Annotated in this window: 20 protein-coding genes; 14 read left to right on the top strand and 6 right to left on the bottom strand. The window is 70.0% G+C overall.

Annotated features, from left to right (window positions below; genetic code table 11):
* The first annotated feature begins 5 nt into the window (after nt 1–5).
* Nucleotides 6–428 carry a Na+/H+ antiporter subunit G gene (locus MUN33_RS09290; RefSeq protein WP_244804635.1) on the top strand — a complete coding sequence of 141 codons (423 nt, stop codon included), beginning with the start codon at nt 6–8 and terminating at the stop codon, nt 426–428.
* An 85-nt stretch (nt 429–513) separates the two neighbouring features.
* Here MUN33_RS09290 and MUN33_RS09285 read toward each other — a convergent pair whose 3' ends face one another.
* Nucleotides 514–2,148 (bottom strand): catalase, encoded by a 1,635-nt coding sequence (locus tag MUN33_RS09285; protein ID WP_244804634.1) that lies wholly within the window; start codon nt 2,146–2,148, stop codon nt 514–516.
* Nucleotides 2,149–2,460: 312 nt separating this feature from the next.
* Here MUN33_RS09285 and MUN33_RS09280 point away from each other — a divergent pair, with 312 nt between their 5' ends.
* The 4 genes from MUN33_RS09280 (at nt 2,461) to MUN33_RS09265 (ending at nt 6,524) form a co-directional block, all read left to right on the top strand.
* Nucleotides 2,461–3,120: an RNA polymerase sigma factor gene (locus tag MUN33_RS09280; RefSeq protein ID WP_255806726.1), complete on the top strand. Its 660-nt coding sequence runs from the start codon at nt 2,461–2,463 to the stop codon at nt 3,118–3,120.
* The gene (locus tag MUN33_RS09275) at nt 3,117–4,484 is read left to right on the top strand and encodes a TIGR01777 family oxidoreductase (protein WP_244804633.1); all 1,368 of its coding nucleotides are present in this window, start codon (nt 3,117–3,119) and stop codon (nt 4,482–4,484) included. The genes MUN33_RS09280 and MUN33_RS09275 overlap by 4 nt, the downstream gene beginning before the upstream one ends.
* A gap of 10 nt (nt 4,485–4,494) precedes the next feature.
* Nucleotides 4,495–5,523, top strand: a complete 1,029-nt coding sequence (locus MUN33_RS09270) for a ferrochelatase (RefSeq protein ID WP_244804632.1) — start codon at nt 4,495–4,497, stop codon at nt 5,521–5,523.
* A gap of 62 nt (nt 5,524–5,585) precedes the next feature.
* The gene (locus MUN33_RS09265) at nt 5,586–6,524 is read left to right on the top strand and encodes a DUF2268 domain-containing putative Zn-dependent protease (protein WP_244804631.1); all 939 of its coding nucleotides are present in this window, start codon (nt 5,586–5,588) and stop codon (nt 6,522–6,524) included.
* Between the two features lie 156 nt (nt 6,525–6,680).
* Here the strand turns inward: MUN33_RS09265 and MUN33_RS09260 are convergent, their stop codons facing one another.
* The 3 genes from MUN33_RS09260 to MUN33_RS09250 all read right to left on the bottom strand — a co-directional run bounded on the left by MUN33_RS09260 (nt 6,681) and on the right by MUN33_RS09250 (nt 11,197).
* A complete protein-coding gene (locus MUN33_RS09260) occupies nt 6,681–7,721 on the bottom strand; it encodes an aspartate-semialdehyde dehydrogenase (RefSeq protein WP_244804630.1) in 1,041 nt (346 codons plus the stop codon).
* Nucleotides 7,722–7,755: 34 nt separating this feature from the next.
* Nucleotides 7,756–9,030, bottom strand: coding sequence for an aspartate kinase (locus MUN33_RS09255; protein ID WP_244804629.1), 1,275 nt, complete (start codon nt 9,028–9,030; stop codon nt 7,756–7,758).
* A gap of 145 nt (nt 9,031–9,175) precedes the next feature.
* Nucleotides 9,176–11,197 carry an SIP domain-containing protein gene (locus tag MUN33_RS09250; protein ID WP_244804628.1) on the bottom strand — a complete coding sequence of 674 codons (2,022 nt, stop codon included), beginning with the start codon at nt 11,195–11,197 and terminating at the stop codon, nt 9,176–9,178.
* A 154-nt stretch (nt 11,198–11,351) separates the two neighbouring features.
* Here MUN33_RS09250 and fepB point away from each other — a divergent pair, with 154 nt between their 5' ends.
* The 5 genes from fepB to MUN33_RS09225 all read left to right on the top strand — a co-directional run bounded on the left by fepB (nt 11,352) and on the right by MUN33_RS09225 (nt 16,266).
* The gene (gene fepB, locus MUN33_RS09245) at nt 11,352–12,422 is read left to right on the top strand and encodes a Fe2+-enterobactin ABC transporter substrate-binding protein (RefSeq protein ID WP_244804627.1); all 1,071 of its coding nucleotides are present in this window, start codon (nt 11,352–11,354) and stop codon (nt 12,420–12,422) included.
* A 94-nt stretch (nt 12,423–12,516) separates the two neighbouring features.
* Nucleotides 12,517–13,371: a DMT family transporter gene (locus MUN33_RS09240; protein WP_244804683.1), complete on the top strand. Its 855-nt coding sequence runs from the start codon at nt 12,517–12,519 to the stop codon at nt 13,369–13,371.
* A gap of 67 nt (nt 13,372–13,438) precedes the next feature.
* Nucleotides 13,439–14,266: a trimeric intracellular cation channel family protein gene (locus tag MUN33_RS09235; RefSeq protein WP_244804626.1), complete on the top strand. Its 828-nt coding sequence runs from the start codon at nt 13,439–13,441 to the stop codon at nt 14,264–14,266.
* 49 nt (nt 14,267–14,315) lie between these two features.
* A complete protein-coding gene (locus MUN33_RS09230) occupies nt 14,316–14,981 on the top strand; it encodes an ArsR/SmtB family transcription factor (protein ID WP_244804625.1) in 666 nt (221 codons plus the stop codon).
* Nucleotides 14,971–16,266 carry an MFS transporter gene (locus MUN33_RS09225; RefSeq protein WP_244804624.1) on the top strand — a complete coding sequence of 432 codons (1,296 nt, stop codon included), beginning with the start codon at nt 14,971–14,973 and terminating at the stop codon, nt 16,264–16,266. The genes MUN33_RS09230 and MUN33_RS09225 overlap by 11 nt, the downstream gene beginning before the upstream one ends.
* A 101-nt stretch (nt 16,267–16,367) precedes the next feature.
* On the opposite strand, the gene MUN33_RS14170 is transcribed toward MUN33_RS09225, so the two are convergent.
* Nucleotides 16,368–17,657 (bottom strand): putative hexosyltransferase, encoded by a 1,290-nt coding sequence (locus MUN33_RS14170; protein WP_369414949.1) that lies wholly within the window; start codon nt 17,655–17,657, stop codon nt 16,368–16,370.
* A gap of 235 nt (nt 17,658–17,892) precedes the next feature.
* Between MUN33_RS14170 and leuA the strand changes: the two genes are divergently transcribed.
* The 4 genes from leuA (at nt 17,893) to MUN33_RS09200 (ending at nt 23,833) form a co-directional block, all read left to right on the top strand.
* The gene (gene leuA / locus MUN33_RS09215) at nt 17,893–19,746 is read left to right on the top strand and encodes a 2-isopropylmalate synthase (protein WP_244804623.1); all 1,854 of its coding nucleotides are present in this window, start codon (nt 17,893–17,895) and stop codon (nt 19,744–19,746) included.
* Nucleotides 19,747–19,893: 147 nt separating this feature from the next.
* The gene (locus MUN33_RS09210) at nt 19,894–21,735 is read left to right on the top strand and encodes a DNA polymerase III subunit epsilon (RefSeq protein ID WP_244804622.1); all 1,842 of its coding nucleotides are present in this window, start codon (nt 19,894–19,896) and stop codon (nt 21,733–21,735) included.
* Between the two features lie 8 nt (nt 21,736–21,743).
* A complete protein-coding gene (locus MUN33_RS09205; protein ID WP_244804621.1) occupies nt 21,744–23,006 on the top strand; it encodes a MurT ligase domain-containing protein in 1,263 nt (420 codons plus the stop codon).
* Nucleotides 23,003–23,833, top strand: a complete 831-nt coding sequence (locus MUN33_RS09200; protein ID WP_244804620.1) for a type 1 glutamine amidotransferase — start codon at nt 23,003–23,005, stop codon at nt 23,831–23,833. Before MUN33_RS09205 ends, MUN33_RS09200 begins: the two co-directional genes overlap by 4 nt.
* A 243-nt stretch (nt 23,834–24,076) precedes the next feature.
* On the opposite strand, the gene MUN33_RS09195 is transcribed toward MUN33_RS09200, so the two are convergent.
* Nucleotides 24,077–25,387 (bottom strand): ankyrin repeat domain-containing protein, encoded by a 1,311-nt coding sequence (locus MUN33_RS09195; RefSeq protein WP_244804619.1) that lies wholly within the window; start codon nt 25,385–25,387, stop codon nt 24,077–24,079.
* Between the last annotated feature and the right edge of the window lie 19 nt (nt 25,388–25,406).

Genomic DNA, 25,406 nt, shown 5'->3' with positions numbered 1-25,406 from the left:
AAATCATGCTCACACAGACACAGTCCACCGTGCACCTGCTCGCCGCGGAGGCGCCCGTGGTCCAGCAGCCCGACGAGATCGGGTGGATCCCCGCCATCATCGTCAGCATCCTGGCCGTCGTCGGTGCCCTCTACGTGCTCGTCTCGGCCGTCGCGATGTACCTCGCCCCGGACGCGCTAAGCCAGGTCAACATGCTCGGCCCGGCGATCGGGATGGGGCTGCCCCTGCTCGTCGCCGCCGACTTCGTGAACTCCTGGGCCACCGAAGGTTTCGTCCTCGGCTACCTGGTCAGGGGCGTGGTCGCCATCCTGGCGCTGCTCGTGGTCCAGGCGGTCGGCTCCTACGTAATGGGGCGTGCCCTGCACGCCACCCTGTGGGACCACACCGTGCCGCTGTCCGGCGGTGAACGCGCCAAGGAGGCGAACTGACCCATCCGACGCCGAGAACCCCCGGCGGAGAGACCACTGGTCTCCCTGCCGGGGGTTCTCTCTGTCGCACCGTCCCGGGGCCGGCTCAGCCCTTCAGGTCGGTGTAGATCTCCCGGACCCGGTCGCGCAGGTTCTCGTCGACCCGGCCCCAGTAGGTCCAGCACTGGCCCTCGACCTGCTCGGAGACACCCTGCATCGCGCGGGCGATGTTGCCGGCGAGACGCTCGCGGGCGTCGTCGTCCAGCACCTCGCGGACCAGGTTGCCCGCCTGGATGAAATCGTCGTCCTCGGCATGCCGGACATAGGCTCCACGGGTGAGGTCACCGCCGTAGTTGTCGTCGAAGAGACCGAGGTCCTCGGCCGGACCGGTCGCGGACTCCTGCCCGCGACCGAAACCGTAGGCGGACTGTCCGGGTGCGACCCCCTTCTCCACCACGCCGGAACCGTCGGAGACGTCCGCGGTGCCCTCACCGCGTTCGAAACGGTTCGGCGAGTACACCGGTGTGCCGTCGGCGGGGAACTCGTAGGCCGCCGCGCCGTCCTTCATGGTGTAGAAGTTCCGCTCCGCGACGACCGGACGGTTGACGGGCAGCTGCGGGTAGTTCGTCCCCAGCCGGTAGCGCTGCGTGTCGGCGTAGGCGAACGCACGTGCCAGCAGCATCTTGTCCGGCGAGAAGCCGATGCCGGGCACGATATTGGACGGTGCGAACGCCGCCTGCTCGATCTGCGCGAAGAAGTTCTGCGGATTCGCGTTGAGGGTGAAGTGTCCGACGTCGATGAGCGGGTAGTCCTTCTGCGACCAGGTCTTCGTCAGGTCGAAGGGATTCCAGCGGTAGTTCTCCGCCTCGGCCACGGGCATGATCTGGACCTTGACGTCCCAGGTCGGGTAGTCGCCGCGCTCGATGGCCTCGTAGAGGTCGGAACGGGAGTGGTCGAAGTCGCCGGAACCGACGAGTGCGCCGGCCTCGTCGTCGGTGAAGAACTCCCAGCCCTGCCTGGTCTTGAAGTGGTACTTCACCCAGAAGCGCTCACCGTCGGCGTTGATCCACTGGTAGGTGTGGGAGCTGAACCCGTCCATGTGACGGAAGTCCTTGGGGATACCGCGGTCGCCCATGAGGTAGGTGACCTGGTGGGCGGACTCGGGACTGCGGGTCCAGAAGTCCCACTGCATGTCGGCGCTGCGCAGCCCGTTGGTCAACCGCTTCTGGGAGCGGATGAAGTCGGGGAACTTCATGCCGTCGCGCAGGAAGAACACCGGGGTGTTGTTGCCGACGATGTCGTAGTTGCCCTCCTGCGTGTAGAACTTCAGCGAGAACCCGCGGACGTCACGCACGGTGTCGGGGAAGCCCTGTTCACCGGCGACGGTGGAGAACCGCGCGAGCATCGGGGTCACCCGTCCCTGCTGGAAGAGGTCCGCCCGGGTGTACCGGGAGACGTCCTCGGTGACGGTGAGCTCGCCGAAGGCGCCGGAGCCCTTGGCGTGGACGTTGCGCTCCGGGATGCGCTCGCGGTTGAAGTGGGCGTGCTTCTCGACGAGGTGGACGTCGGTCAGGGCGATCGGCCCCTGCTCCCCGACCGTGACCGAGTGCTCCTCGGTGGTGACGGGTGAGCCGTTCGCGTTGGTGGAGTGCCCGGAGTACGGGCAGACCCCGCGGGCGGCGATGTCGGCGGAGCTGTCCTGACCCGGTGCTCCGGTGGTGCGGTCGTCGTGGGTGGTCATGTGTGAACCCTCCTGTTGGCTGCCGTGGGTGCAGTGGTCGTGTGCTGCACTGATCGCGCACATGTCAGTCGTGGATGACGGCGGGGCGCACGGGTGCCGTGATCGTCGGTCACGGGGTGCATGTGCCGTCACGTCCCGTTATACACCCGAACATTCAGGGTCGCACTATTAATTTCTCCCTTTTGAATGGTTTATATTATTTACACTGTGTCGGCGATAGTGATAGAGACAGAATCGAAGGTCACAGGAGTCACAGGAACCCGGTGTCGGTGACAAACGGTGATAAACTCCGGAACCGTGCGAAGAAGAACCCTGCAGTCGACGCGCCGACAGGGTCGGGACGCCCGACAGGACGCCCGGACCACCCCGGCGGACCAGGCGGTCACCGACCTCGCGCTGCGCGCCGCCGGCGGTGACCGGCAGGCCCTCAACGACTTCATCGAGGCCACCCACGACGACGTCTGGCGCCTCCTCGCCCACCTGGCGGACGCCGACCGCGCCGACGACCTCACCCAGGAGACCTACCTGCGGGCACTGGGTGGGCTGCCCCGGTTCGCCGCCCGGTCCTCCGCGCGCACCTGGCTGCTCGCGCTCGCCAGGCACACCTGGGTCGACAGCGTGCGCCACGACATGGCCCGCCCCCGCAGGTCCGCCGAGCAGTGGGAGGACGCCACCGAGCTCACCACCTCCCCGGACACCACCGGCGGGCAGACGTGGGCCGAGCTCGTGGATGCCCGGGCGATGCTCGACGACCTGGCACCGGACCGCCGTGAGGCGCTGATCCTCACCCAGGTCCTCGGCCACACCTACGCCGAGGCCGCCGACATCTGCGGGGTCCGGGTGGGCACGATCCGGTCGCGCGTGGCCCGCGCCCGCGCCGACCTGCTGGCTGCCTCGGGGCGCGCCACCGACACAGGCGCCGACACAGGACCCGACACAGGCGGCGGAGCGTCCCTACACTGGGGTTCGTGACCCACCGCTACCACCAACACCTCCGGTTCCCCCGCCAGGACGTCTGGGACTGGCACACCCGCCCCGGCGCGGTGACCCGCCTGACCCCGGGCTTCTCCCGGATCCGTATCGCCTCCGAGGCGTCGTCCCTCAAGGACGGCACCACCGTGCTGTCCCTGCCCGGCCGCGTCCCGGGGCTCCGCACCTGGCAGGCCGACCACCGGCCCGACGACTTCGTCGAGGGACGTCTCTTCGTCGACGAATGCGTCAATCCCCCGCTGCGCCAGATCACGCGGTGGCGGCACACCCACGCCTTCCACGACGACGACACCGCCAACACCCGCGGCACGCTGCTCACCGACACGGTGCAGGGGACGGCCCCGGCGGCGCTGCTGGACCGGGTCTTCCGCTACCGTCACCGCCAGCTCGCCGACGACCTCGCCCACCGCGCGCGCGTCGGCGACGCCACCGTCACCGGGCACCACACCGTCGCGGTGACCGGGGCGACCGGGCTCGTCGGCACCCGGCTCGTCGCACTCCTGCGGTCCCTGGGGCACACCGTGGTCCCGCTGTCGCGCTCCGCGCTGCCACCGGAACCGGACGCGCGGGTCTGGGACCCCGACGACCCCTCACCGGACCTGTTCGACGGGGTGGACACGGTGGTCCACCTCGCCGGTGCGGGCATCGCCGGACGGTTCACCGAGAAGCACAAGGCCGCCGTCCGTGACTCCCGGGTCGGACCGACGCGCCTACTCGCCGACCTCGCCGCCGCCACCCCCGGCGTCGCGTCGTTCATCTGCGCCTCCGCGGTCGGGTTCTACGGCCACACCCGCGCCGGACGGGTCAACGAGCGCGCCGGGGCCGGTGACGGCTTCCTCGCCGAGGTCGTCTCCGACTGGGAGGACGCCTGCCGCCCCGCGTCCGACGCCGGACGGCGCGTGGTCACCGTACGCACCGGCCTCGTCCTGGCCGGCGGCTCCGCCCTGCTCACCGCCCTGGACGCGTCGAGCAGGGTCGGCGGTGGCGTCCTGGGCTCCGGGCGCCAGCACTTCCCGTGGGTGTCGCTGGACGACCTGGTGGACGTGTACGTCCGGGCCGTGGTCGACGGCGGACTCTCCGGCCCGGTCAACGCCGTGGGCCCGCAGATGGCCACCAACGCCGAGTTCACCGCGACCCTGGCTGACCTGCAGCGGATCCGCGTACCGCTGAGCCTGCCGGTGCCCGCCGCCGCCCCGGCGCTGCTCCTCGGGGTGCAGGGCGCCGAAGAGCTGGCCCTGGCCGACCAGAACGTCGCCCCGTCCGTCCTCGAACACCTCGGGCACACGTTCCGGCACCCCACCCTGCGCGCCGCCCTCATCCACGAACTGGGGTTGCCCGACGAGTAGGATCGGGACCATGGCTGAGTCTGGCATGTCTGGCACCACCGCCCGCAGGGCGCTGCTCGTCCTCTCCTTCGGGGGACCGGAGAAGGAGGAGGACGTGGTCCCCTTCCTCGAGAACGTCACCCGGGGACGGGGCATCCCCCGCGAGCGCCTCGCCGAGGTCGGCGAGCACTACTACCGCTTCGGCGGCAAGAGCCCCATCAACGACCAGAACCTGGAGATCATCGACCATCTCCGCACCGAGATCGCCGCGCGGGGGTTGGACCTGCCGGTGTACTTCGGCAACCGGAACTGGGAGCCCTACATCGAGGACACCACCAGGCGGATGGTGGCCGACGGCGTCACCGAGGTCATCGTGTTCGCCACCTCCGCATGGGGCGGGTACTCCGGCGACATCCAGTACCGCGAGGACATCGAACGGGCGCTGCAGTCCTGCCGCGACGCCGGTGTCACCCCGCCGACGATGACGAAGATCCGGCCCTTCCACGACCACCCGCTGTTCCTCTCCGCCTTCGCCCGGCTGGTCGACGAGGCCAGGGACTCGCTCCCGGCCGACCAGCGGGCCGATGCCCGCCTGCTGTTCACCGCCCACTCCGTGCCCGTGTCCGCCGACGAGGCGTCCTCGGCCGACACCACCCACCGGTACTCGGGCCAGGTGTTGACCGCCGCCCGGGAGATCCGCGCGCTGAGCAGCTTCGCCACGGACGGTGACGACGGCACCGACGTGGAACTGGTGTGGCAGTCGCGCTCCGGCCCGCCCCACATCCCGTGGCTGGAGCCGGACATCTGCGACCACCTGGAGGCCACCGTCACGGGCCAGGACGGTACGGACGGCGACCACCGCCCGATCGTGCTGGTCCCCGTGGGCTTCATCTCCGATCACATGGAGGTGATGTGGGACCTCGACAACGAGGCCGCCGACACCGCCGCCGGGCTGGGGGTGCCGATGGTCCGTGCGGCGACACCGGGTCCGACCCCCGAGTTCACCGACATGGTGCTGGACCTGGTGGAGCAGACCGTGGCGCACACCTCCCGGGTGTGAGCCGGCGGGGCGGACGTCCTGGCCTTGACCCTCACGCTGCGTGAGCCTCTAGCCTCGCTGGCATGAACGACACCAACGACATCACCAGCAACATCAACGACATCAACGTCCTGGACTCACGCCGTGCGATGACCGCGGTACTCGATGCACCCGTGGAGGCGCGGGCCGACCTGGTCCGCGCCATGTGGCGGCCCATGGCCGGTATGTTCCGCTACTTCCCCGGCGAGGTCGACCTCGCGGACATGGACCGGCAGAGCATGAGCTTCGCCTGGGACGGCGATACCGCCGACGCCGCGTACACCGAGCGGGTCCGCGGTGCGGTCGACCTTCTCGGTGACCACCATGCGTGGGAGAGGGCGCGGGACGCACTCCGGCGTGGGGTCCGCTCACTGCGCGAGGCGGATCCCGGTGCCACGGTTCCCGACCTCACCGTCCTGCTCGGGGTGGGTGACCCGGACAACCCCCATTTCATGGACGTGGTCCAGGGGCTGGTCGCGTTCGGCGGGATCAGCGGCTACATCCAGATCCACCTCTGGCCGACCCCCACGGTGCTCGACCGCCTGGAGGCGATCGTGGTCCACGAACTCCACCACAACGTGCGCTACTCGCCCGGTGGTGTGGTCTGGGATCCGGCAACCGTCACCCTGGGTGAGCAGCTCGTCGCCGAAGGTCTGGCCGACGTCTTCGCCACCGAGCTCTACGGGGCGCGCGGATTCACCCACTTCGTCGACCCCTCGGCGTGTTCGGACGAGGTCCTCCGCCGTGTCACCGACGCCGCCGACACCACCGGGATGGAGAACTTCACCGCCTGGATCCACGGGGACGCCTCCGCCAGGGTGTTCGGTGTGGAACCGGTCGGCGTCCCCACCGGGGCAGGGTACGCGGTGGGGGCCCGACTGGTGCGTGCCTACCTCGGTACGACCGGGACGACGGCTGCGGCGGGTGTGCGCACCCCCGCCGCGGAGATCATCCGTGTCGCCCGGGAGTCCCTGGGGCTCTGACACCGGCGTCCTCTGTATTCACGTCCCCAGTACCGACGGAAAAAGTCTGGGCCCGTGCATCTTCAGGGCTACTGAAGATGCACGGGCCCAGACTTTTCCTGGAGGGCTTCCTGGAGGCCTTTCCTGACAGCTCCCACGGGTAGCCCCCTCGCGCTCCTAGAGCAGCAGCTCGGCGATCTGGATGGTGTTCAGCGCGGCGCCCTTACGCAGGTTGTCGCCGGAGACGACGAGCACCAGCCCGCGGCCTCCCTCGATCGACTGGTCCTGGCGGATGCGCCCCACCAGGGACGGGTCGACACCGGCGGCGGCCAGCGGTGTGGGGACGTCGGTGAGCTGCACACCGGGGGCGTCGGCGAGGATCTCCTCGGCACGCTCCGGGGTGATCGCGGAGTCGAACTCGGCGTGCACGGTCATCGTGTGGCCGGTGAACACCGGGACGCGCACGCAGGTGCCCGCCACCGGCAGGTCCGGCAGGTGCAGGATCTTGCGCGACTCGTTGCGCAGCTTCTGCTCCTCGTCGGTCTCCCCGGACCCGTCGTCGACGATGCTGCCGGCCATCGGCAGGGCGTTGAAGGCGATCGGGGCGACGTAGGGGCCGAAGTCCTCGACCTGCAGGGCGGACCCGTCGGTCGCGAGGTTCTCCAGCACCTCGAGGTTGGCGCGGACCTGGTCGGCCAGCGCCTTCACCCCGGCCAGCCCGGAACCGGAGACGGCCTGGTAGCTGGAGACGTGCAGCCGCTTCAGTCCGGCCTCGCCGTGCAGCGCGCCCAGGACGGGCATGGCCGCCATGGTGGTGCAGTTCGGGTTGGCGATGATGCCCTTGGGCACGTCCGTGGCGTCCTGCGGGTTCACCTCGGAGACGATCAGGGGGACGTCGGGGTCCTTGCGCCACGCCGAGGAGTTGTCCACGACGGTGGCACCGGCCTCGACGAACCGGGGGGCCTGTGCCTTGGAGGTGGCCCCACCGGCGGAGAACAGGGCGACGTCGATTCCGCGCAGGTCCTCGGTGGAGGTGGCCTCGACGTCCTCGACGACGACGGTGCCGCCGTTGAACTCGATGCCGGTGCCGGCGGAGCGGGCGGAGGCGAAGAACCGCACGGTGTCGATCTTGTCGAGGACCGAAGGACGGTGTTCGAGGATGTCACGCATCACGCGGCCGACCTGGCCAGTGGCGCCGACGATGGCGAGGGTGGTCATGGCTGGTGTCCTTTCGTACTGGGGCTGACCGGCGTTACCGGCCGGTGCCGGCGTACACGGTGGCGGTCTCCTCGCCACCGAGCTTGAAACGCTCGTGCAGCGCGGCGACGGCGGCGTCGAGGTCGGTGTCGCGGATCAGCACGGAGATACGGATCTCGGAGGTGGAGATCAGCTCGATGTTGATGCCGGCGTCGCGCAGTGCCTCGCAGAAGTCCGCGGTGACCCCGGGGTGCGACTTCATGCCGGCGCCGACGAGGGACACCTTGCCCACCTGGTCGTCGAAGAGGAGCTGACCGAACTTCTGGTGGTCCTCGGAACCCTGCAGTCCCTTGAGCAGTTCGACGGCCCGCGGGGCGTCCTCACGCGGGCAGGTGAAGGTGATGTCGGTGAGGTTGTCCGCCAGGGAGGAGACGTTCTGCAGCACCATGTCGATGTTGATCTCGGCGTCCGCCAGGGTGCGGAACACCCGGGCCGCCTCGCCCGGGGTGTCCGGGATGCCGAGGACGGTGACCTTCGCCTCGGAACGGTCGTGGGCGACACCGGTCAGGACTGCTTCTTCCACGGGGATATCCTCCAATGAGCCGGACACGAGGGTGCCGGTTTCGTTGCTGAATGATGAACGGACGCGAATCGGGACGTCGAACGCGCGGGCGTACTCCACGCACCGCAGCATCAGGATCTTCGCGCCGACCGCGGCCATCTCGAGCATCTCCTCGAAGGAGATCTTGTCGAGACGCTTGGCGTTCGGCACGATGCGGGGGTCGGCGGTGTAGACGCCGTCAACGTCAGAGTAGATCTCGCAGACGTCGGCGTGGAGCGCCGCGGCGAGGGCCACGGCGGTGGTGTCCGAGCCACCACGGCCCAGGGTGGTGATGTCACGGGTCTCGCGGTTGACGCCCTGGAAACCGGCGACGAGGCAGATCTTGCCCGCGTCCAGCGCCTCGCGCACGCGCCCCGGGGTGACGTCGACGATGCGGGCATTGCCGTGGCGTTCGGTGGTGATCACACCGGCCTGGGAACCGGTGAAGGACTGCGCCTCGGCGCCGAAGGAGTCGATGGCCATGGCGACCAGCGAGTTGGAGATCCGCTCGCCGGCGGTGAGCAGCATGTCCATCTCGCGGCCCGGGGGCACCGGGTTAACCTGGTTGGCGAGGTCGAGCAGTTCGTCGGTGGTGTCACCCATCGCGGAGCACACCACGACCACGTCGTGGCCCTGCTTCTTGGTTTCCACGATCCGCTGCGCGACGCGCCGGATACGTTCGGCGCTCTCCAACGACGATCCGCCGTACTTCTGGACGATCAGGGCCACAGTTCCCAGCTCCACCTTCCCGTGCTGACGGGACTACTCGAGATTATTGCTCAGACCCTGAACAGAGTACCTGAGTGGTGTACCGGCCCGGTACCCGTGCACCCCGTTCATTGCGCGGTTCATCACGCGCACGGAATACGCTCCGTCATGCGCCGATGACGACGGCGTGGCTGCCCCAACCGACCGGTATGTCTGCCAGCCCCCGCAGACCCGCCTGGGCGACCGCCGACGACAGGTCCCGGGCGGTGGGCAGGCTCCTCCCGGAGACCAGCATGCGGGTGAGGTCCTCCTCGTAGTCGTGGTCCTCGTCGCCGCTCTCGGCGAGCAGCCGGGTGACGACGACGACGCGGCCACCGCCCGTCGTACCAGCGCCCGTCGCACCGCCACCGGCCGCCGCCACCGCCGACGACAACAGGCCGGGCACCTCGCCGGGGGCGCACACGGCGTAGGGGTCCAGCAGGAGCACGAGGTCCGCCCCGATGCTGCGACCGTCCCCGACCTCCCAGTCGCCGATCCGCACACGGTCCCGGCGCGACTCGCCGACCTCGGCGAGCAGCCGCTCCGGGCTGCAGGTGTGGTTCCCGGGCATGCGCAGCACCGTGACCTCCGGGACCCCCGGGACCCCCGGGGCATCAGCCCGTCGCAGCAGCTCATCGGCGTACACGGCCGCGGCGGTCCCCTCGGCACCGCCGAGCACGGCGACGCTGGCCGGCGCGCCTCCGGGCAGCGAGCCCCACCGGGCCGCCAGCGCCGGGGCGACCCACTGCGCCCGGGTCGCTTCATTGTCCTCCAGTGGTCGGCCCAGCGACGGGTCGTCCCCGCGCAGGCCGTCCCAGGTGCAGCCGGTGGCACCCACCGGGACCGGCGCGCCGTCGCGCAACCCGTCGTCGAGGTGCAGCCAGGTCAGGGCCTGCAGCGCCTCCGGGCCGGCCAGCCGGGCGACGAGGCCGTCCGGGTCGGCGAGCTCCTCGCCGAGCGCGGTCAGTGTCACGGTGGCCTGCCCCTCCCCGCCGTGCAGGGCGAGCAGGCCGAGGGACTCCAGGTACCGCAGGAACCTCACCAGGCGGCCCTCCGGCACCTGGACGGCCTCGGCGACGGCGTCCACGGACGCGGCACCGCCGGCGCTATCCGCGACGGTGTCGACGGCCTCGAACAGTCCGTACCTGCCGAGACGGGCGGCCGCCTGCAGGGCGAGGCCCGGCGCGATCTCGGTGAGCTCGTGGAGCTGCAGCAGCGGGGCCAGGCTGGACGCACCGGCACCGGAATCGGCCCCCGAGCCTGTCCCCGAGCCTGTCCCGTCGTTCGCGGCCCCCTCGGCGGCACCGGCCGTCGTGGCGTCGTTGCGTCGCCAGTACCCGGTGATCTGGACGTGCTCGCGGGGGACCCCGCGCTCCTTGACGAACCGGCGCACCGTCTTCAGCCGTCCGGCCTCACCGGCGGCCCAGACGAACGGCGTGCCCCCGGGCAGCGCCCCGTCCTGCGCCAGCGCGGCGACCGTGGCGGTGAAGTCGCCGCCCTCGGCGCGCACGACCCACCGCAGGTCGATCCCCGCACCGTCCGCCGTCGCGAGGCCGTCGAGATCGTGCTGGATGTCGGCGCGCTCGGGAACCTCGACGACGGCGACGACCCGGTGGCCGGCCGGGAGCTCCTCCAGGCACCGTCCGATGGCGGGCAGCGCGGTCTCGTCGCCGATGAGCAGCAGCCAGTCTGTGTGCACCGGCAGCGACGCGCAGTTCTTCGGCCCGGCGGCGTAGACGCGGTCACCGACCGACGCGGTGTCGGACCAGCCCTCGGCCAGGCCCGCCCCGTGCCGGGCGAAGTCGACGACGAGCTCGCCGAACTTTCCGGCCTCCGGGGTCCACCGGCGCACCGTGTAGGTGCGGAAGAGTTCGTTGACCTCCGCGGTCCAGTCGAGCCGCCCGTCGCCGAGGGAGACCGGGTAGGGACGCTCGCCGGTGACCGGGTGCGGGAAGATCATCCGCATGTCGTCGTCGAAGCCGTCGGAGACGATCGCCGGGACCTGTTCCCCGTCGCGGAGGTGCTCGCGCAGCCCCTCCCCGCCGAAGACCACGCGCCGCATACCGGGGGTGACGTCCTCGATCCGCAGCACCTCCAGTTCGCGCATGGTGATCGGGTAGATGTCGGTGTCTCTGCTGATACGTGGCACGTCGGGGAGGTCCTCACTGGTCGGCGGCGGGCGGGCGGACGATTGGTCGCGCTACCGAGGTTAGCATCACCTGAAGTACCCCCTACCTCAGATTACCTCCAGCCGATAGGATACCCCTGCACGAGCTGCACGGACCATCCAGAGGAGAGAACCCATGACCCGCCCCCACGTCCTCCGCCGTATCACCGGCGCACTCCTGGCCACCGGCGTCGCCGTCAGCCTCGCCGCCTGCACCGACGGCGGGGACGACACACCCGCCACCGACGGCGCGGCGGACGGCACCACCGCCGCGGCGTCCGGGACCACCGGCGAGTGGCCGCGCACCGTGGACTCCATCGCCGTCGACAACGGCCGGCCCACCGACCGGACCGAGGACGTCGAGATCCCCGCCAAACCGGAACGCATCGTCTCGACCTCGGTGACCCTCACCGGCAGTCTGCTGTCCATCGACGCGCCCGTCGTCGCCTCCGGCGCGGCGACCCCCGGCCCGACCTCCGACGACAAGGGATTCTTCACCCAGTGGGCCGACGTCGCCGACGAGCGCGGCGTCACGGAGATCGGACAACTCGAACCCGACCTCGAGAAGATCGCCGCCGAGGACCCCGACCTGATCATCGTCTCCGCCGCCGGCGCGGACGCCGCCCCCGACCTGGCCGACAGACTCCGGGAGATCGCACCGACCGTCGTCCTCGACTACTCCGACAAGGACTGGACCGAGGTCACCACACAACTCGGCGAGATCACCGGCCACGAGGACAAGGCACAGGACACCGTCCGGACCTTCACTGACCGTGCCGCAGAGGTCTCCCGGAACATCACCGAGCCCGAACAGCCCGTCCAGTTCGTGCTCCCCGCACAGGACGGCGGCCTGAACTTCATGACCGGCGACTCCGCCCAGGGCCGGATCCTCACCGAACTCGGCTGGGACCTCAGCGTCCCCTCGGACGACGTGGTCCGCACGGACGGCAGTCTCACCGGACGTACCGACGTGGTCCAGGTCTCCGACGAGAACCTGGACAAGGCACTGACCGGCCGGACCGTGTTCGCCACCAACGCCGACGCCGACAACCCCGTCGGCGACCAGCTGAAGCAGAAGCCGACCGCCCGCGGAACCTACGCCGTGACACACGACCGCGTCTTCGAGTTCGGCGGCGAGACCTTCCGCATCGACTTCTACTCCGCGATGTCGATGCTCGACACCATCGAGGACTACTTCCGGGCCTGACCCACCACCCACCAGCCGGGGCCCAGAGATTCAGCCCGACATTCAGGGCCCTGACACGTCGCCGCCGGCCGACGACTATCCTGATGTGCTGATGATGCACAGCAACCTGCTCGCTGTCGTCTTCGCCCTCCTGTCAGCCCTCACCGTCGCCTGGGGAACGATCCTCCGGCACCAGGTCGCCGAACAGACATCAGGCGATCGCGACGACGCCCACGGCACCCCGGTCCTCTCCGCCGTCGCCCGCCCGAAGTGGTGGGCCGGCGTCTTCTGCGCGCTCGCGGCCTACGGACTCCAGATCATCGCCCTGGGCTTCGGGACACTGCTGGTCGTCCAGCCGATCCTGGTCCTGTCGCTCATGTTCACCCTGCCGCTGGCGGCCCGGTTCGACGGGCGCCGCGTCTCCCGTCCCGAAATGGCGTGGGCGACGCTCCTCACCGTCGCCGTCGGCGTGGTCGTGGTGTGGGGACGTCCCCTGCCCGGCGCGGACTTCCCCACCCTGAACAGGTGGATGACGGTCCTGGGGATCGGCGTCGTCGTCCTGGTCGGCCTGATGTGGCTGGCGTCCCGCCTGCAGCTGCGCTCCCGCGCCCTGGTGCTGGGCGCGGTGACCGGGGCGATCATGGGCTACCTCGCGGTGCTCTCGAAGTCGGTGGTCAACATCTTCAACCAGGAGAGCGCCACCGCCCTGCTGACCAGCTGGGAAGCCTACGGGCTGGTCGCCTGCGCCGTCATCGGCACCCTGGTCCAGCAGGCCAGCTTCAACGCCGGGGCGCTGAAGAACTCGCTGCCGGCGATGACGATCACCGAACCCATCGTCGCCTTCGTCCTGGGCTACCTCGTCCTCGGGGAACGCTTCCAGGTGGAGGGCACCCAGTGGCTGATCATGGCCGGGGCCCTGGTGGTCATGGTCACCTCCACGGTCGTCCTGTCGCGGCGGGGTGTGGAGTAGGCCGGGCAGCCGGGGTAACCGGGCCCATGTCGCGAGGTATCGTGCGGGAAACGATATTCTCGGCCGTATGGACTTCGTCGACCCGTCGGTACGGACGGTGTACGAGACCCTCGACCTGATCGGGGTGGTGCTCTACGGCATGATCGGCGGGATCATCGCGCGTGCCCGCAACCTGGACTTCATCGGCATCGTCTTCCTCTCCATCGTCACCGCCCTGGGCGGGGGCATGATCCGTGACGTCCTCATCGACAACGGGCCCCCGGCCGCGTTGCAGGACATGCGCTACTTCGGCCTGGCGTTGGCCGGGGCACTGGCCTCGATGCTGATCCACATGAACTCCCGCGGGTGGGAGGTCTTCCGGGTCCACGGGGACGCCGTGGTCCTGGGCGTGTGGGCCGCCACCGGCTCCACCAAGGCCCTGGCGAACGGGTTGCCGTGGTCCTCGGCCCTGTTCCTCGGCGTGCTGACCGTGGTCGGCGGCGGGATGATCCGGGACATGATGACCGGGTCGGTCCCCGCCATCTTCGGCGGAGCGACGCTGTACGCCACACCGGCGGCGCTGACGGCCGCGGTCATGGTCGGCGTCCACGCGCTGGACCAGTCCGGAGCCGCCGGTGATTTCCCGGTCCTGGCGGTCGGCATGGCCGTCTCCCCGTTCCTCGGGGCGGGGTTGATGGTCACCGCCTACTGGCGCGGGTGGGTGCTCCCCGGGATGCAGGACCTGTCCTGGGCGACGCAGAAGAAACTACGTCAACCGATGACCCTGGCCCGCGACATGAGCCGTCGGCGGTTCCGGCTCCGACGTCGCGAGGAGCGACGGGAGAGTGGCGCGGATGACGGGGCAGAGCCGCCTGACCAGAACGGCGAGGCCGGAGCCTCTACCCCGACTGCCTGATCCTGAATCCGCTTGTCGCGCCCCTCCACAGCATGTACCATCGTATTCCATGGATACATGGAATAGCGAGGAACCGGATAAGGCATCAGTATTCGAGGCGTTGTCGGAAGTGGTCAAAGCGGCAGCCAACGGACGACGGCTGGAACTCCTGGAGCTTATGGCCCAGGGTGAGCACTCGGTCGATGAACTCGCCCGACTGACCGGAATGGCGACAACGACAACCTCGGCACACCTGCAGACCATGCACCGGGCAGGAATGGTGAGCAGACGTCGCGAGCGAACCTCGGTGTTCTACCAGCTCAGCGGCGACGATGTCGCCGAGTTGTACACTGCGACCAAGCGCGTCGCATTGAACCGGTACCCGCGGCTGCGTGACGTGCTGGACACCTACATGGACCAGCCCGTATCCCGTGGCCCGGTGATCGACCCCGCCGCAGTCACCTCGTCGATGTTCATCATCGATGTCCGCCCTGCCCAGGAGTACGACGCTGGCCACTTCCCGAACGCACTGTCCTTCCCGATGGACGAACTCGACGACCGCCTCGGGGAGATCCCCCGTGACGCCGAGATCGTGGTGTACTGCCGCGGTGAACTGTGCCGTCTGGCCCGTGAAGCCGCGCACACGCTGCGTACACACGGATTCAACGCCCGGGCAATGGACGAAGGCGTCGTTGAGTGGCGGGCCAGCAAGGGAGTAGACCTCGATGTCGCGTAACACACGCCAACTCCCCGTCGAGTTGTCGCCGTCCACCCAGGAACAGGTCCACCGACGCACACTCGTCGTCGTCATCTTCAGTCAGATCCTCGGCGGTGCAGGGCTGGCCGCAGGCATCTCGGTCGGCGCACTACTCGCGCAGGACATGCTCGGGTCGGATTCCCTGTCCGGTCTCCCCACCGGACTGTTCACCCTGGGCGCGGCACTCGCCGCATATCTCGTGGGCAGGTCCACACACAGCCTCGGTCGACGCCTGGGGCTGGCATTCGGCTTCATCGCCGGCGGAATCGGCGCGCTCGGGGTCGTCGTCGCCGCGGTCGCCGACAGCATCCCCCTGTTGTTCCTGTCCCTGTTCATCTACGGTGCCGGTACCGCGACGAACCTCCAGGCACGGTATGCCGGCACTGACCTGGCACCGGAGAACAAGCGCGGCTTCGGAACCAGCATGGCCATGGTCGCCACAACCGTCGGTGCCGTGGCTGGTCCGAACCTCATCGATCCACTCGGCGCTCTCGCCGACGCGATCGGCGTCCCCACGCTGGCAGGTCCGTTCATGCTGGCGGCAGGCGCCTACGTCTCTGCCGGACTCGTGCTGTTCGTCTTCCTCCGGCCCGACCCCTATCTTCTGGCGCTCCAGATCGAAGCTGACCGCACCACGTCAGACGCCCGCCGCAGCAGGACCGCCGACGGTCCCGGCTCCCCCGCGGCTCCTCCGCTGGGGGTCGGCGCCTACGTCGGGGCCGTGGTCATGGTCCTCACCCAGGTCGTGATGATCGCCGTCATGACCATGACACCGATCCACATGCGTGCCCACGGTCACGAGATGGCCGCCGTCGGCCTGGTCATCGGCCTGCATGTCGGGGCCATGTGGCTGCCGTCCCTGGTCACCGGCATCATGGTCGACAAACTGGGACGCGGCCCCATGGTCGTCGCCTCCGGTCTCACATTGCTGACAGCAGGAGTGCTGGCAGCAGCAGCGTCAGGTGACTCCCTCGTCCTGTTGGTAGTCGCACTGGTCCTGCTCGGGGTGGGGTGGAACCTCGGCCTGGTCTCCGGCACCGCCCTGGTCGTCGACGCGACCGTCCCACAGAACCGCGCCAAGGCCCAGGGCACCATCGACATCTTCGTCCAGCTCGCCGGCGCCGCTGGCGGCGTCCTCTCCGGCATTCTCATGGCGGCGACGAGCTACCAGTGGCTCGCCCTCGGCGGGGGCACAGCTGCACTGGCGCTGATCCCTGTGCTGCTCTGGGCGAAGAACAGCGACCGTCGACAGGCGGCGCCTTAGCTGTTGGCCCCGTGCGGCGCCTCCCGTCCCGACGGCCCGCACCGTGTCGTCCAACCGCATGGACCCGCCGCGGGGACGACCACCGGTCCACCGGAGCGGGCTCAGATCGCGTACTCGAAGTCGATGAGCATGACACCGGACACCCAGAACCCGAGTGCACACCACAGCACCGCACCTGCGCCGAGCACCGCACCCACCGCCACCGCGGTCTGCGGCCTCGTCGCGGTCCGCCACGTCCGCACCAGCTCCACCACCAGCGGGAGGGTGAACAGGAGCACCGGCACCAGCAGCAGCCGCGGACGGGAGTGCATGATCCCGTCCGAGCCCAGGACGATGCCGGCCAGGACGATGGCCGGCAGCCACAGCTGCCACGGGATCCGTCCGGTCCACAGCATCCCGAATGAGACCGCGCACAGCAGGGCCACCAGGACGATCGACCAGCTGGAGACCGTGTAACCGGTCAGTTCCCCGGGCAGGTTCCCGGCCAGCCACCGCAGCGTCGCCGCACCCATGTCGACCCCCGAGTGCCAGCCACGTTCCTGGGCGGCGAAGTACCCGCCGATCTCGGCGACCTGACGGTCCGCCCACGACAGGTATGCCACGAGGCCGACCGACCCGACCAACGGGGCGGCCACCGCGCAGGCCGGGAACGGCACAGAGGAGCCCCGCTCCTGCTGCGTCCCCCGCCACCAGCGCCACAGCTCCAGTGCCACGGCCGCACACAAGGTGAGGATCAACGCGGTGGCGGTCAGGCGGGTCGCCCCGGCGACCATGGTCAGGACGCCGGCGAGCAGGAAGCGGCGACGCAGCAGGAAATACAGCGCCCACACGGCCACGGCAGTGAACAGGCTCTCCGAGTAGGGCATCCAGTAGACGACGCCCATCGGCGCCCCCACCGCCAGTACCGTCACCACCGCGGTCAGGACCGCCGTCGTCCTGCGGTCGCACGGGGCCGGTCCGCGCCGTCGCCACAGCTCCACCGCCAGCATCGACACGCCCCACGCCATGGCCACCGTGGCCACCGTCGACACCGTCAGCGCCGCGACGAAGGTCGCCTCGGCCACGTCGAGCACGGCCATGGGGGCGGCGACGACACGCACCAGGACCGGGTAACCGGGGAAGAACGCCACCGACTCCCACTGCACCGGGTCGGTCTGGTCCGCGGACATGACGAAACCGGAGTACCCGTGCTCCGAGATCATGGTCATCCAGTGCGCGTCCCACTGCATCAGGACGTCGTGCAGGGTCCGGCCCTGCCGTCCACCCCACACCGCCATCACGACGAACTGCACGGCCCCGGTCACCAGGGTCGTCAGCGTCGCCACCACCGCGGTGGTCAGTGGCACGCCCGCCTCTGCTGCGCGGGGACCTGCGGATACGGAATTCTTCACGGTCGACCAGCCTACCGCCCCCACCCCGGGCGTAACCCCCGTCACAGTTCACGTTGCACGCTGTTCCAGTCACCGTGTTACACTGGCCGCCATGAAAAACCTCCGCGCGCAGCTCCTCCTTCTCTGCCGCGGCGGGGTCAGGTTCTGAAAAACCGACCGGCTCCCCGTCGCGGAGTTGAGTCGTGCCGGTCGGTGATGACCACCCTCACTTCCCACCGATCACAGGAGCACCACCATGACCCCCACCGATTCCTTCATCACCGCCCCCGCCCGCATCTCCACGCCGGCCGGCGAGATCCCCGAAGGCCAGAAGAGCTGGAACAAGCAGCGCCCCTCCCAGATGCCGGTACACCGCTACCAGCCGCACTTCACCGAGGTCGAGCGTTTCCAGCTGCCGGACCGCACCTGGCCGGACCGCGTCATCGACACCGCACCGCAGTGGTGCGCCGTCGACCTGCGTGACGGCAACCAGGCCCTGATCGACCCGATGAGCCCGGAGCGCAAGCGCCGCATGTTCGACCTGCTGATCCGCATGGGCTACAAGGAGATCGAGGTCGGTTTCCCGTCCGCCTCCCAGACCGACTTCGACTTCGTCCGCGAGATCATCGAGAACGACATGATCCCGGAGGACGTCACCATCCAGGTCCTGGTCCAGGCACGCGAGCACCTGATCCGCCGCACCTTCGAGGCGTGCGAGGGCGCGAAGAACGTGATCGTGCACTTCTACAACTCCACCTCGATCCTGCAGCGCCGCGTGGTCTTCCGGAAGGACAAGGCCGCCATCAAGAAGCTGGCGACCGATGCCGCGGAACTGATCAAGGAGATCGCCGAGGACTACCCGGACACCAACTGGCGTTGGCAGTACTCGCCGGAGTCCTACACCGGCACCGAGGTGGAGTACGCCAAGGAGGTCTGCGACGCGGTCATCGAGATCATGGACCCCACGCCGGACAACCCGATCATCATCAACCTGCCCTCGACGGTGGAGATGATCACCCCGAACGTCTACGCCGACGGCATCGAGTGGATGAGCCGGCACATCTCCCGCCGTGACTCGGTGATCCTGTCGCTGCACCCGCACAACGACCGCGGCACCGGTGTCGCCACCGCCGAGCTGGGCTACATGGCCGGCGCCGACCGTATCGAGGGCTGCCTGTTCGGCAACGGCGAGCGCACCGGCAACGTGGACCTGGTGACCCTGGGCCTGAACATGTTCACCCAGGGTGTCGACCCGCAGATCGACTTCTCCGACATCGACGAGATCCGCCGTACGGTGGAGTACTGCAACCAGCTGGTCGTCCCCGAGCGCCAGCCCTACGGCGGCGACCTGGTCTTCACCGCCTTCTCCGGCTCCCACCAGGACGCCATCAACAAGGGCATCGACGCCCTGGCCGACATCGTCTCCCCCGGCAGCCACGCCAGCGACATCCCCGAGGAGAAGTTCCGCCAGATCCAGTGGGAGGTCCCCTACCTGCCGATCGACCCGAAGGACATCGGCCGCAGCTACGAGGCCGTGATCCGGGTGAACTCGCAGTCCGGCAAGGGCGGCGTCGCCTACATCATGAAGACCGACCACGGCATCGACATGCCCCGTCCGATGCAGGTCGAGTTCTCCGGTGTGGTCCAGGCCGTCACCGAGGCCGAGGGCGGCGAGGTGAACTCGAAGGCGATGTGGGACATCTTCACCGGCGAGTACCTGGAGCGCACCAGCCCGCTGGAGCAGATCTCCGTCACCGTCGACGGCCCGCAGACCGAAGGGTCCGAGACCAAGGTCACCGCCGAGATCGAGTGGGAGGGCACCGCCCGGACGATCCAGGGCCGCGGCAACGGCCCGATCGCCGCGTACTGCAACGCCCTGGAGTCCGTGGGTGTCGACGTCGAGGTCCAGGAGTACTTCCAGCACGCCCGCACCGCCGGTGACGACGCCGAGGCGGCGGCCTACGTCCTGGCGGAGATCGACGGTCAGCAGGTGTGGGGTGTCGGCATCGCCGGCTCGATCACCTACGCCTCGCTGAAGGCCATCACCTCCGGTGTGAACCGGGCCCACGCCAAGGAGCCGGTGGCCCAGAGCATGCCGCGCGGGGTCTGACGGCCACCGCACGGCCACCGCACGGCGTCCGGGGGCCGTCCGACAGGGACGCCCCGGACGGCCGGACCACCACGTGGTCCGCCACCGGCAGCCCCGAAGTTCGGGAGCCTTAGCACCGACGGCGCGCCGGAACGTATGATGTCCTCCATGACTACCCCCGGTTCCGGCCCCGACGCCGCCGACGGCGCCCCGCGAAACGGGCAGGGCCGTTCCCGACGCCGCCGCCGCCAGGTCCACCGCCGTTCCGCACCCCCCTCAGTCCGGGCCACCGAACAGGCCGGGCGCGTCGACGAGCCCTCCGGTACCGGCGTCTCCCCCGCCCCGGCCACGGACGGCACCGCCCCAGACGCCGCACAGACCCCTGTGCAGCCATCCACCCAGCCCTCCACCCAGCCCGCGGCGAAGACCGCGAAGGGCTCGCCGCGGAACCTGCCGAAGACCTTCCACGGCACGCTGCCGAGCGTGGAGGAGGCGCCGTTCGTCGAGATCACGGTGGCGACGTCGGGTATCCACCCCAGCACCTCACGGCTCGTCGCCTTCTCCGCGACGCTACACACCGCCGACGGCGGGCGCGCCGTGGTCACCGGGAACCGTCCGGCGTCTGCGCAGGCCGGCTCCTCCACGGTGGACACCGCCACCGCCGTCCCCGACGACGGGGCCGTCCCGGTGACCGGTGTGGTGCAGCAGATCAACCCCGGGGAGGACCCCGGCCCCTGGCACCTGCACGGGTACACCGAGGCCGACCTGGGGCAGGCCCCGGGCTTCGCCACCGTGGCGCCGTTGTTGTTCGAGCTGATCGACGGCCGCACCCTGATCTGCCACAACACGACGATGACCTGGGGTTTCATCCAGTTCGAGTACCGTCGGGCGCAGCGGGCCGCCAACCGTGGCACCCAGCGCAACAACCCGCGTGGTCGGCGCCGCAACCAGCGCCGTCCCAAGAAGATCGCGGTGCCGACGCCCGCCCGGATCATCGACACGCTGGCCTCGGCCCGGCGCGCCGGTGTGCCCGTGGAGGACCCTCGCCTGCGGAGCGTCGCCGGCTACTACGCCGAGGCGCACGGCCTCGTCCTGCCCGACGACGCCCTGCCGCAGCTCGGGCCGGTCGCGAGTACGGAACGGGCGGACACCGTCGCCGACGACCTCCTGCTCGCCGACAACCACCTCCTCTTCCCGCTCTACAGCGCCCAGCGGGACCTCGCGGCGGGCATCCCGGACAACTCCCCCGGCGGGTTGTCCGTCGCCGACCCCGCCGACCTGACGGCCGACCGTTTCGGCCTGCAGCGCAGTTCGGTGCGGGTGGACGCGACGACGTCGCCGCGCCCCTTCGGCAACCCGGGCACGCCCGACGGCGACCACCTGGTGCAGGGGATGGAGTTCGTGATCAGCCCGGACGTCGGCGTCGACCCGGACGTGCTGATCAGTGCCGCCACCCGCGCGGGGCTGGTGTACAGCGAGAAGCTGAACCGGACGTCAAGCCTGGTGGTGTGCAACCGGAACCACGAGCTGCGCGGCAAGGCGATGCACGGGGAGCGCAAGAACATCCCCCTGTTCACCGACGAGGAGTTCCTCGCGGCGTTGGAGGACGTCTCCGACGGGTCCACCGACATCGCCGTGCCGGACGCGCGGCCCGCGACCCCGCGGATCCCGGCGCCGCAGCGGGGCAAGGGGTCCGGCAAGGGGTCCGGCAACGGCCGTGGCAAGGGAACCGGGAAGGGCTCCGGCCAGGGGTCCGGTCAGGGACGCAACCGCAGCCGTGGCCAGTCCCGTGGCGGCCGTGGTCGCGGCGGGCAGGGCAACCAGGCGGGGCAGCAGAAGCCGGCCGAGGGCACGACGGAACCGGGCCCGGACGGCTCCGCCAGCGGGTCGGGGTCCGGCGCGTCCTCGCCGAACCGCCGCCGGCGCCGCCGTGGGTCGGGACGCTCCCGCGGCAACCAGAACCGCGCGAAGCAGAACAGCAGCAAGAACCAGAATCAGAAACAAGGGTGATCGAAGCAATGGGTGTGTTGACCTCAGTCGCTGTCCGTGCCGCAGACCTTGCGACCTGGGCCTCGAAGAAGACCGGCCGTGGGTCCGGCGGCATGATCGGCGGGCTCATCGCCAACGTCATCGACCCCAGGCTCATGGAGCAGCTGGGCGACGGCCGCCCGTGCACCGTCGTCACCGGGACCAACGGCAAGTCCACCACCACCCGGATGCTCGCCGAGGCGGTACGTACCCTGGGCACCGTCGCCACCAACGACGGCGGCGACAACATGGACGCCGGCGTGATCTCCGCCCTGCTGGCCGGGCGCGGCCGTGACCGGATCGTCCTGGAGGTCGACGAGCTCCACGTGCCCGCCATCGCCGAGAAGCTCGACTGCGATGTGCTGGTGCTGCTGAACCTGTCCCGCGACCAGCTCGACCGCGTCGGGGAGATCAACAAGATCGAACGCGTGCTGCGCGAGTGCGTGGAGAAGCGCCCGGGGATGACGGTCGTCGCCAACTGCGACGACGTGCAGGTCACCTCGGTGGCGTGGGACTGCCCGAACGTGGTGTGGGTGTCCGCCGGCGTCGGCTTCACCGGCGACTCCACGTCGTGCCCCCGGACCGGTGGCTCGGTGGTGCGCACCGAGAAGGAGGACGGCTCCCCCGACTGGTTCGCGGTGAAGCCGCTGCCGGACGGCCGCGAGTTCCGGCGTCCGACGCCCACCTGGACGGTCACCGGCGAGGGGCTGACCACGCCCGACGGGGACGTCCTGCCGATGTCGCTGAAGCTGCCGGGCAACGCCAACCGTGGCAACGCCGCCCAGGCCATCGCCGCCGCCGTCGCCCTGGGTGTAGACACCACCACCGCCCTCGCCGCGGCCGAGCGCGTCGACGACGTCGCCGGACGCTACTCCACGGTCAACCTGGACGGCCGTGAGGTCCACCTGCTGCTCGCCAAGAACCCCGCCGGCTGGCAGGAGGCGCTGTCGATGGTCGACCGTTCGGCGGACGGCCTGGTCATCGCGGTCAACGGCCAGGTCGCCGACGGCCAGGACCTGTCCTGGCTGTGGGACGTGAAGTTCGAGAACTTCGAGGACCTCACCGTCGTCGCCGCCGGCGAACGCTCCGCCGACCTGGCGGTACGCCTCGGGTACGCCGGTGTGGAGCACCGGACCGTCACCGACACCGTCGCCGCTGTACGCGCCTGCCCACCCGGCCGCGTGGAGGTGCTGGCGAACTACACCGCCTTCCGTGACCTCCGCAAGGACCTGCAGAAGGAGATCTCCCAGTGAACGCAGCCCGTGAAGCGACCCTGAACATCGGACTCATCCTGCCCGACGTCCTCGGCACCTACGGTGACGACGGCAATGCACTGGTCCTGCGCCAGCGGGCGCGGATGCGCGGGATCTCCGCCGAGATCCACCCCATCACCCTCGGCGACGGTGTCCCGGAGACGTTGGACGTGTACACCGTGGGCGGGGGCGAGGACGTGGCGCAGATCCTCGCCGCCGAGCACCTGATCGCCGACGGGGCGATGGCGCGCGCGGTGCAGGCCGGACGGCCCGTCCTGGCCATCTGTGCCGGACTGCAGGTCTTCGGCACCTCCTTCCGCGCCTCCGGACGGATTGTCGACGGCCTGGGACTGCTCGACGCCACGACCTCGTCGCTGCAGAACCGCATGATCGGCGAGGTCCGCTCGGACCCGAACGTGAAGGGTTTCGGCCTGACCGCCGGTTCCCTGGGTGGTGCCGGGGTGCTGACGGAGCCGCTGACCGGCTTCGCCAACCACCAGGGCGCGACCCTGCTGGGCCCGGACGCCTCCCCCCTGGGCTACGTCACCGAAGGCGTGGGCAACACCGACGCCCACGGTGCCCTGTCCGGCGGCCTGGGCCAGGACCGGGCCTCCAAAGAGGTCTACTTCGAGGGTGCGGTGCAGGGCTCCGTGGTGGCGACGTACATGCACGGCCCGGTGCTGGCCAGGAACCCGCAGCTGGCGGACCTGCTGCTCGCCGCCGCGATGGACACCACCCTCGCCGACCTTCCGCCGCTGACCGGTGCCTTCGCCACCCAGCTGGACGAGGAGGTCGCCCGGCTGCGGTCGGAGCGGCTCAAGGCCTGACCGGCCCCTGCCCGGCTGGCCCCTGACCGGCACACAGCAACCCCGCAGGTCGGGGTGACCAACCTGCGGGGTTGCTCCTCCAGTCCCCCACCGGCACCTCCGCCACCCAGCTGGACGAAGAGGTCACACGGCTGCAGTCGGAGCGGCCCTCACGGACAAAAGTCTGGGCCCGTGCACCGGATCACCCTGTTCAGGTGCACGGGCCCAGACTTTTCTCGCCGCGCAAGGTTAGTCACCCCACCGTCACGCCCCGGCGAGGATCCTCGCCACGTCGCCCTGACCGCGTGCCTCCGCCTCGTCGAGTGCTGTCCGTCCCTCCGGCCCCCGGACGCCGACGTCCGCCCCCGCTCCGACGAGTGCCCGGACAATGCGCTGGTAGCGTTCACTGCCATCGCCGTACACCACCGCCTCCAGCAGGGCCGTCCAACCGGGGGTGTTCACGTGGTCGATGTCGACACCGGTGCCCACCACCCAGTCGACGTAGTCGGCGTGCCCACGTTCGGAGGCCGGGTGCGGGGACAACCCGCCGAACCGGTTGGTCGCGGAGAGGTCGGCCCCGGCGGCCAGCAGCAGTCTGCCGACCTCCACGGACCCGGTGACCCCGGTGACCAGCCAGGGGGTGTCCGACCGTTCATCGACGGCGTTCGGGTCCGCACCGAGTCTGACCAGCAGCCGTGCGACGTCGGGATAGTCGGCCGCGGAGGCGACGAGCAGCGGGGTCTGCCCCTGCCCGTTCCGGCTCTCGAGTCCGGCACCCCGGCGGAGCGCGATGACCGCACCGGTGACGTCACCCTGCCCCGCCGCTCCGAGCAGCTCGGCGTCGGACGACTCCCCTGCCGGCCCCGGCGCTGCAGCGGCCTGTTCGAGAAGCGCCGACTGTACCTGCAACCCGGCGTCTCGGGCGATGTCCAGGGCTGTCCTTCCGTCGGAGGCGGCCGGCAGCGTGGGGTCGGCTCCCGCGGCCACGAGCAGCCGTGCGGTGTCGACGAAGTCCCGGTCGTCGCCCCGGTTCGGCCCGCCTGCCCGTGAGGCGAACTCGAGTGCCTCGTGCAGGGCCGTCCACCCGAGGTTGTTCACGTGGTCGACGGGCATGTCGGTCTGCAGCAGGATCCCGACGATGTCGGCGTGGCCGCGCTCGGCGGCCCGGATCAGCGCCGTGCCGTCGTAGGAGTCGTGCCGCCCGAGGTCCGCGCCGTTCTCCAGGGTGAGCCGCAGGAGGTCGGTGTACCCCTCGGAGGCGGCGATGAGGAACGCGCTCTGGGTGGTCTCGTCGACGGCGTTGACGTCCGCACCCCGTCCGATCAGGTCCTCGGCGCGGTCGACGTCGTTGGCCCACGCCGCGTCGATCAGCCCGGTGTCGAGGGTCCGCTGCTGTTCCGGGGAGACCGCCGTGGGTGCAGGGGGCACCGGGGTCGCCGGGGAGACAGAGGACACGGTGGACGCAGGGCCCGGGCCGACCGGGCCATCCGGGTCAGCCGAACACGCCACGAGGACGGCGGGGAGAAGAGCCAGGGTCACCACCCGTGACATCCTGGGGAACCGAGTGCGGCGCATGCGTGTCTCCTTGTGTGTC

This window comes from Corynebacterium kalidii (genome assembly GCF_022869005.1).
In the GTDB taxonomy this organism is placed as follows: Bacteria; Actinomycetota; Actinomycetes; order Mycobacteriales; family Mycobacteriaceae; genus Corynebacterium; species Corynebacterium kalidii.
The sequence above is the reverse complement of the archived record's forward strand: the minus strand, read 5'-3'. Positions and strand labels throughout refer to the sequence as shown.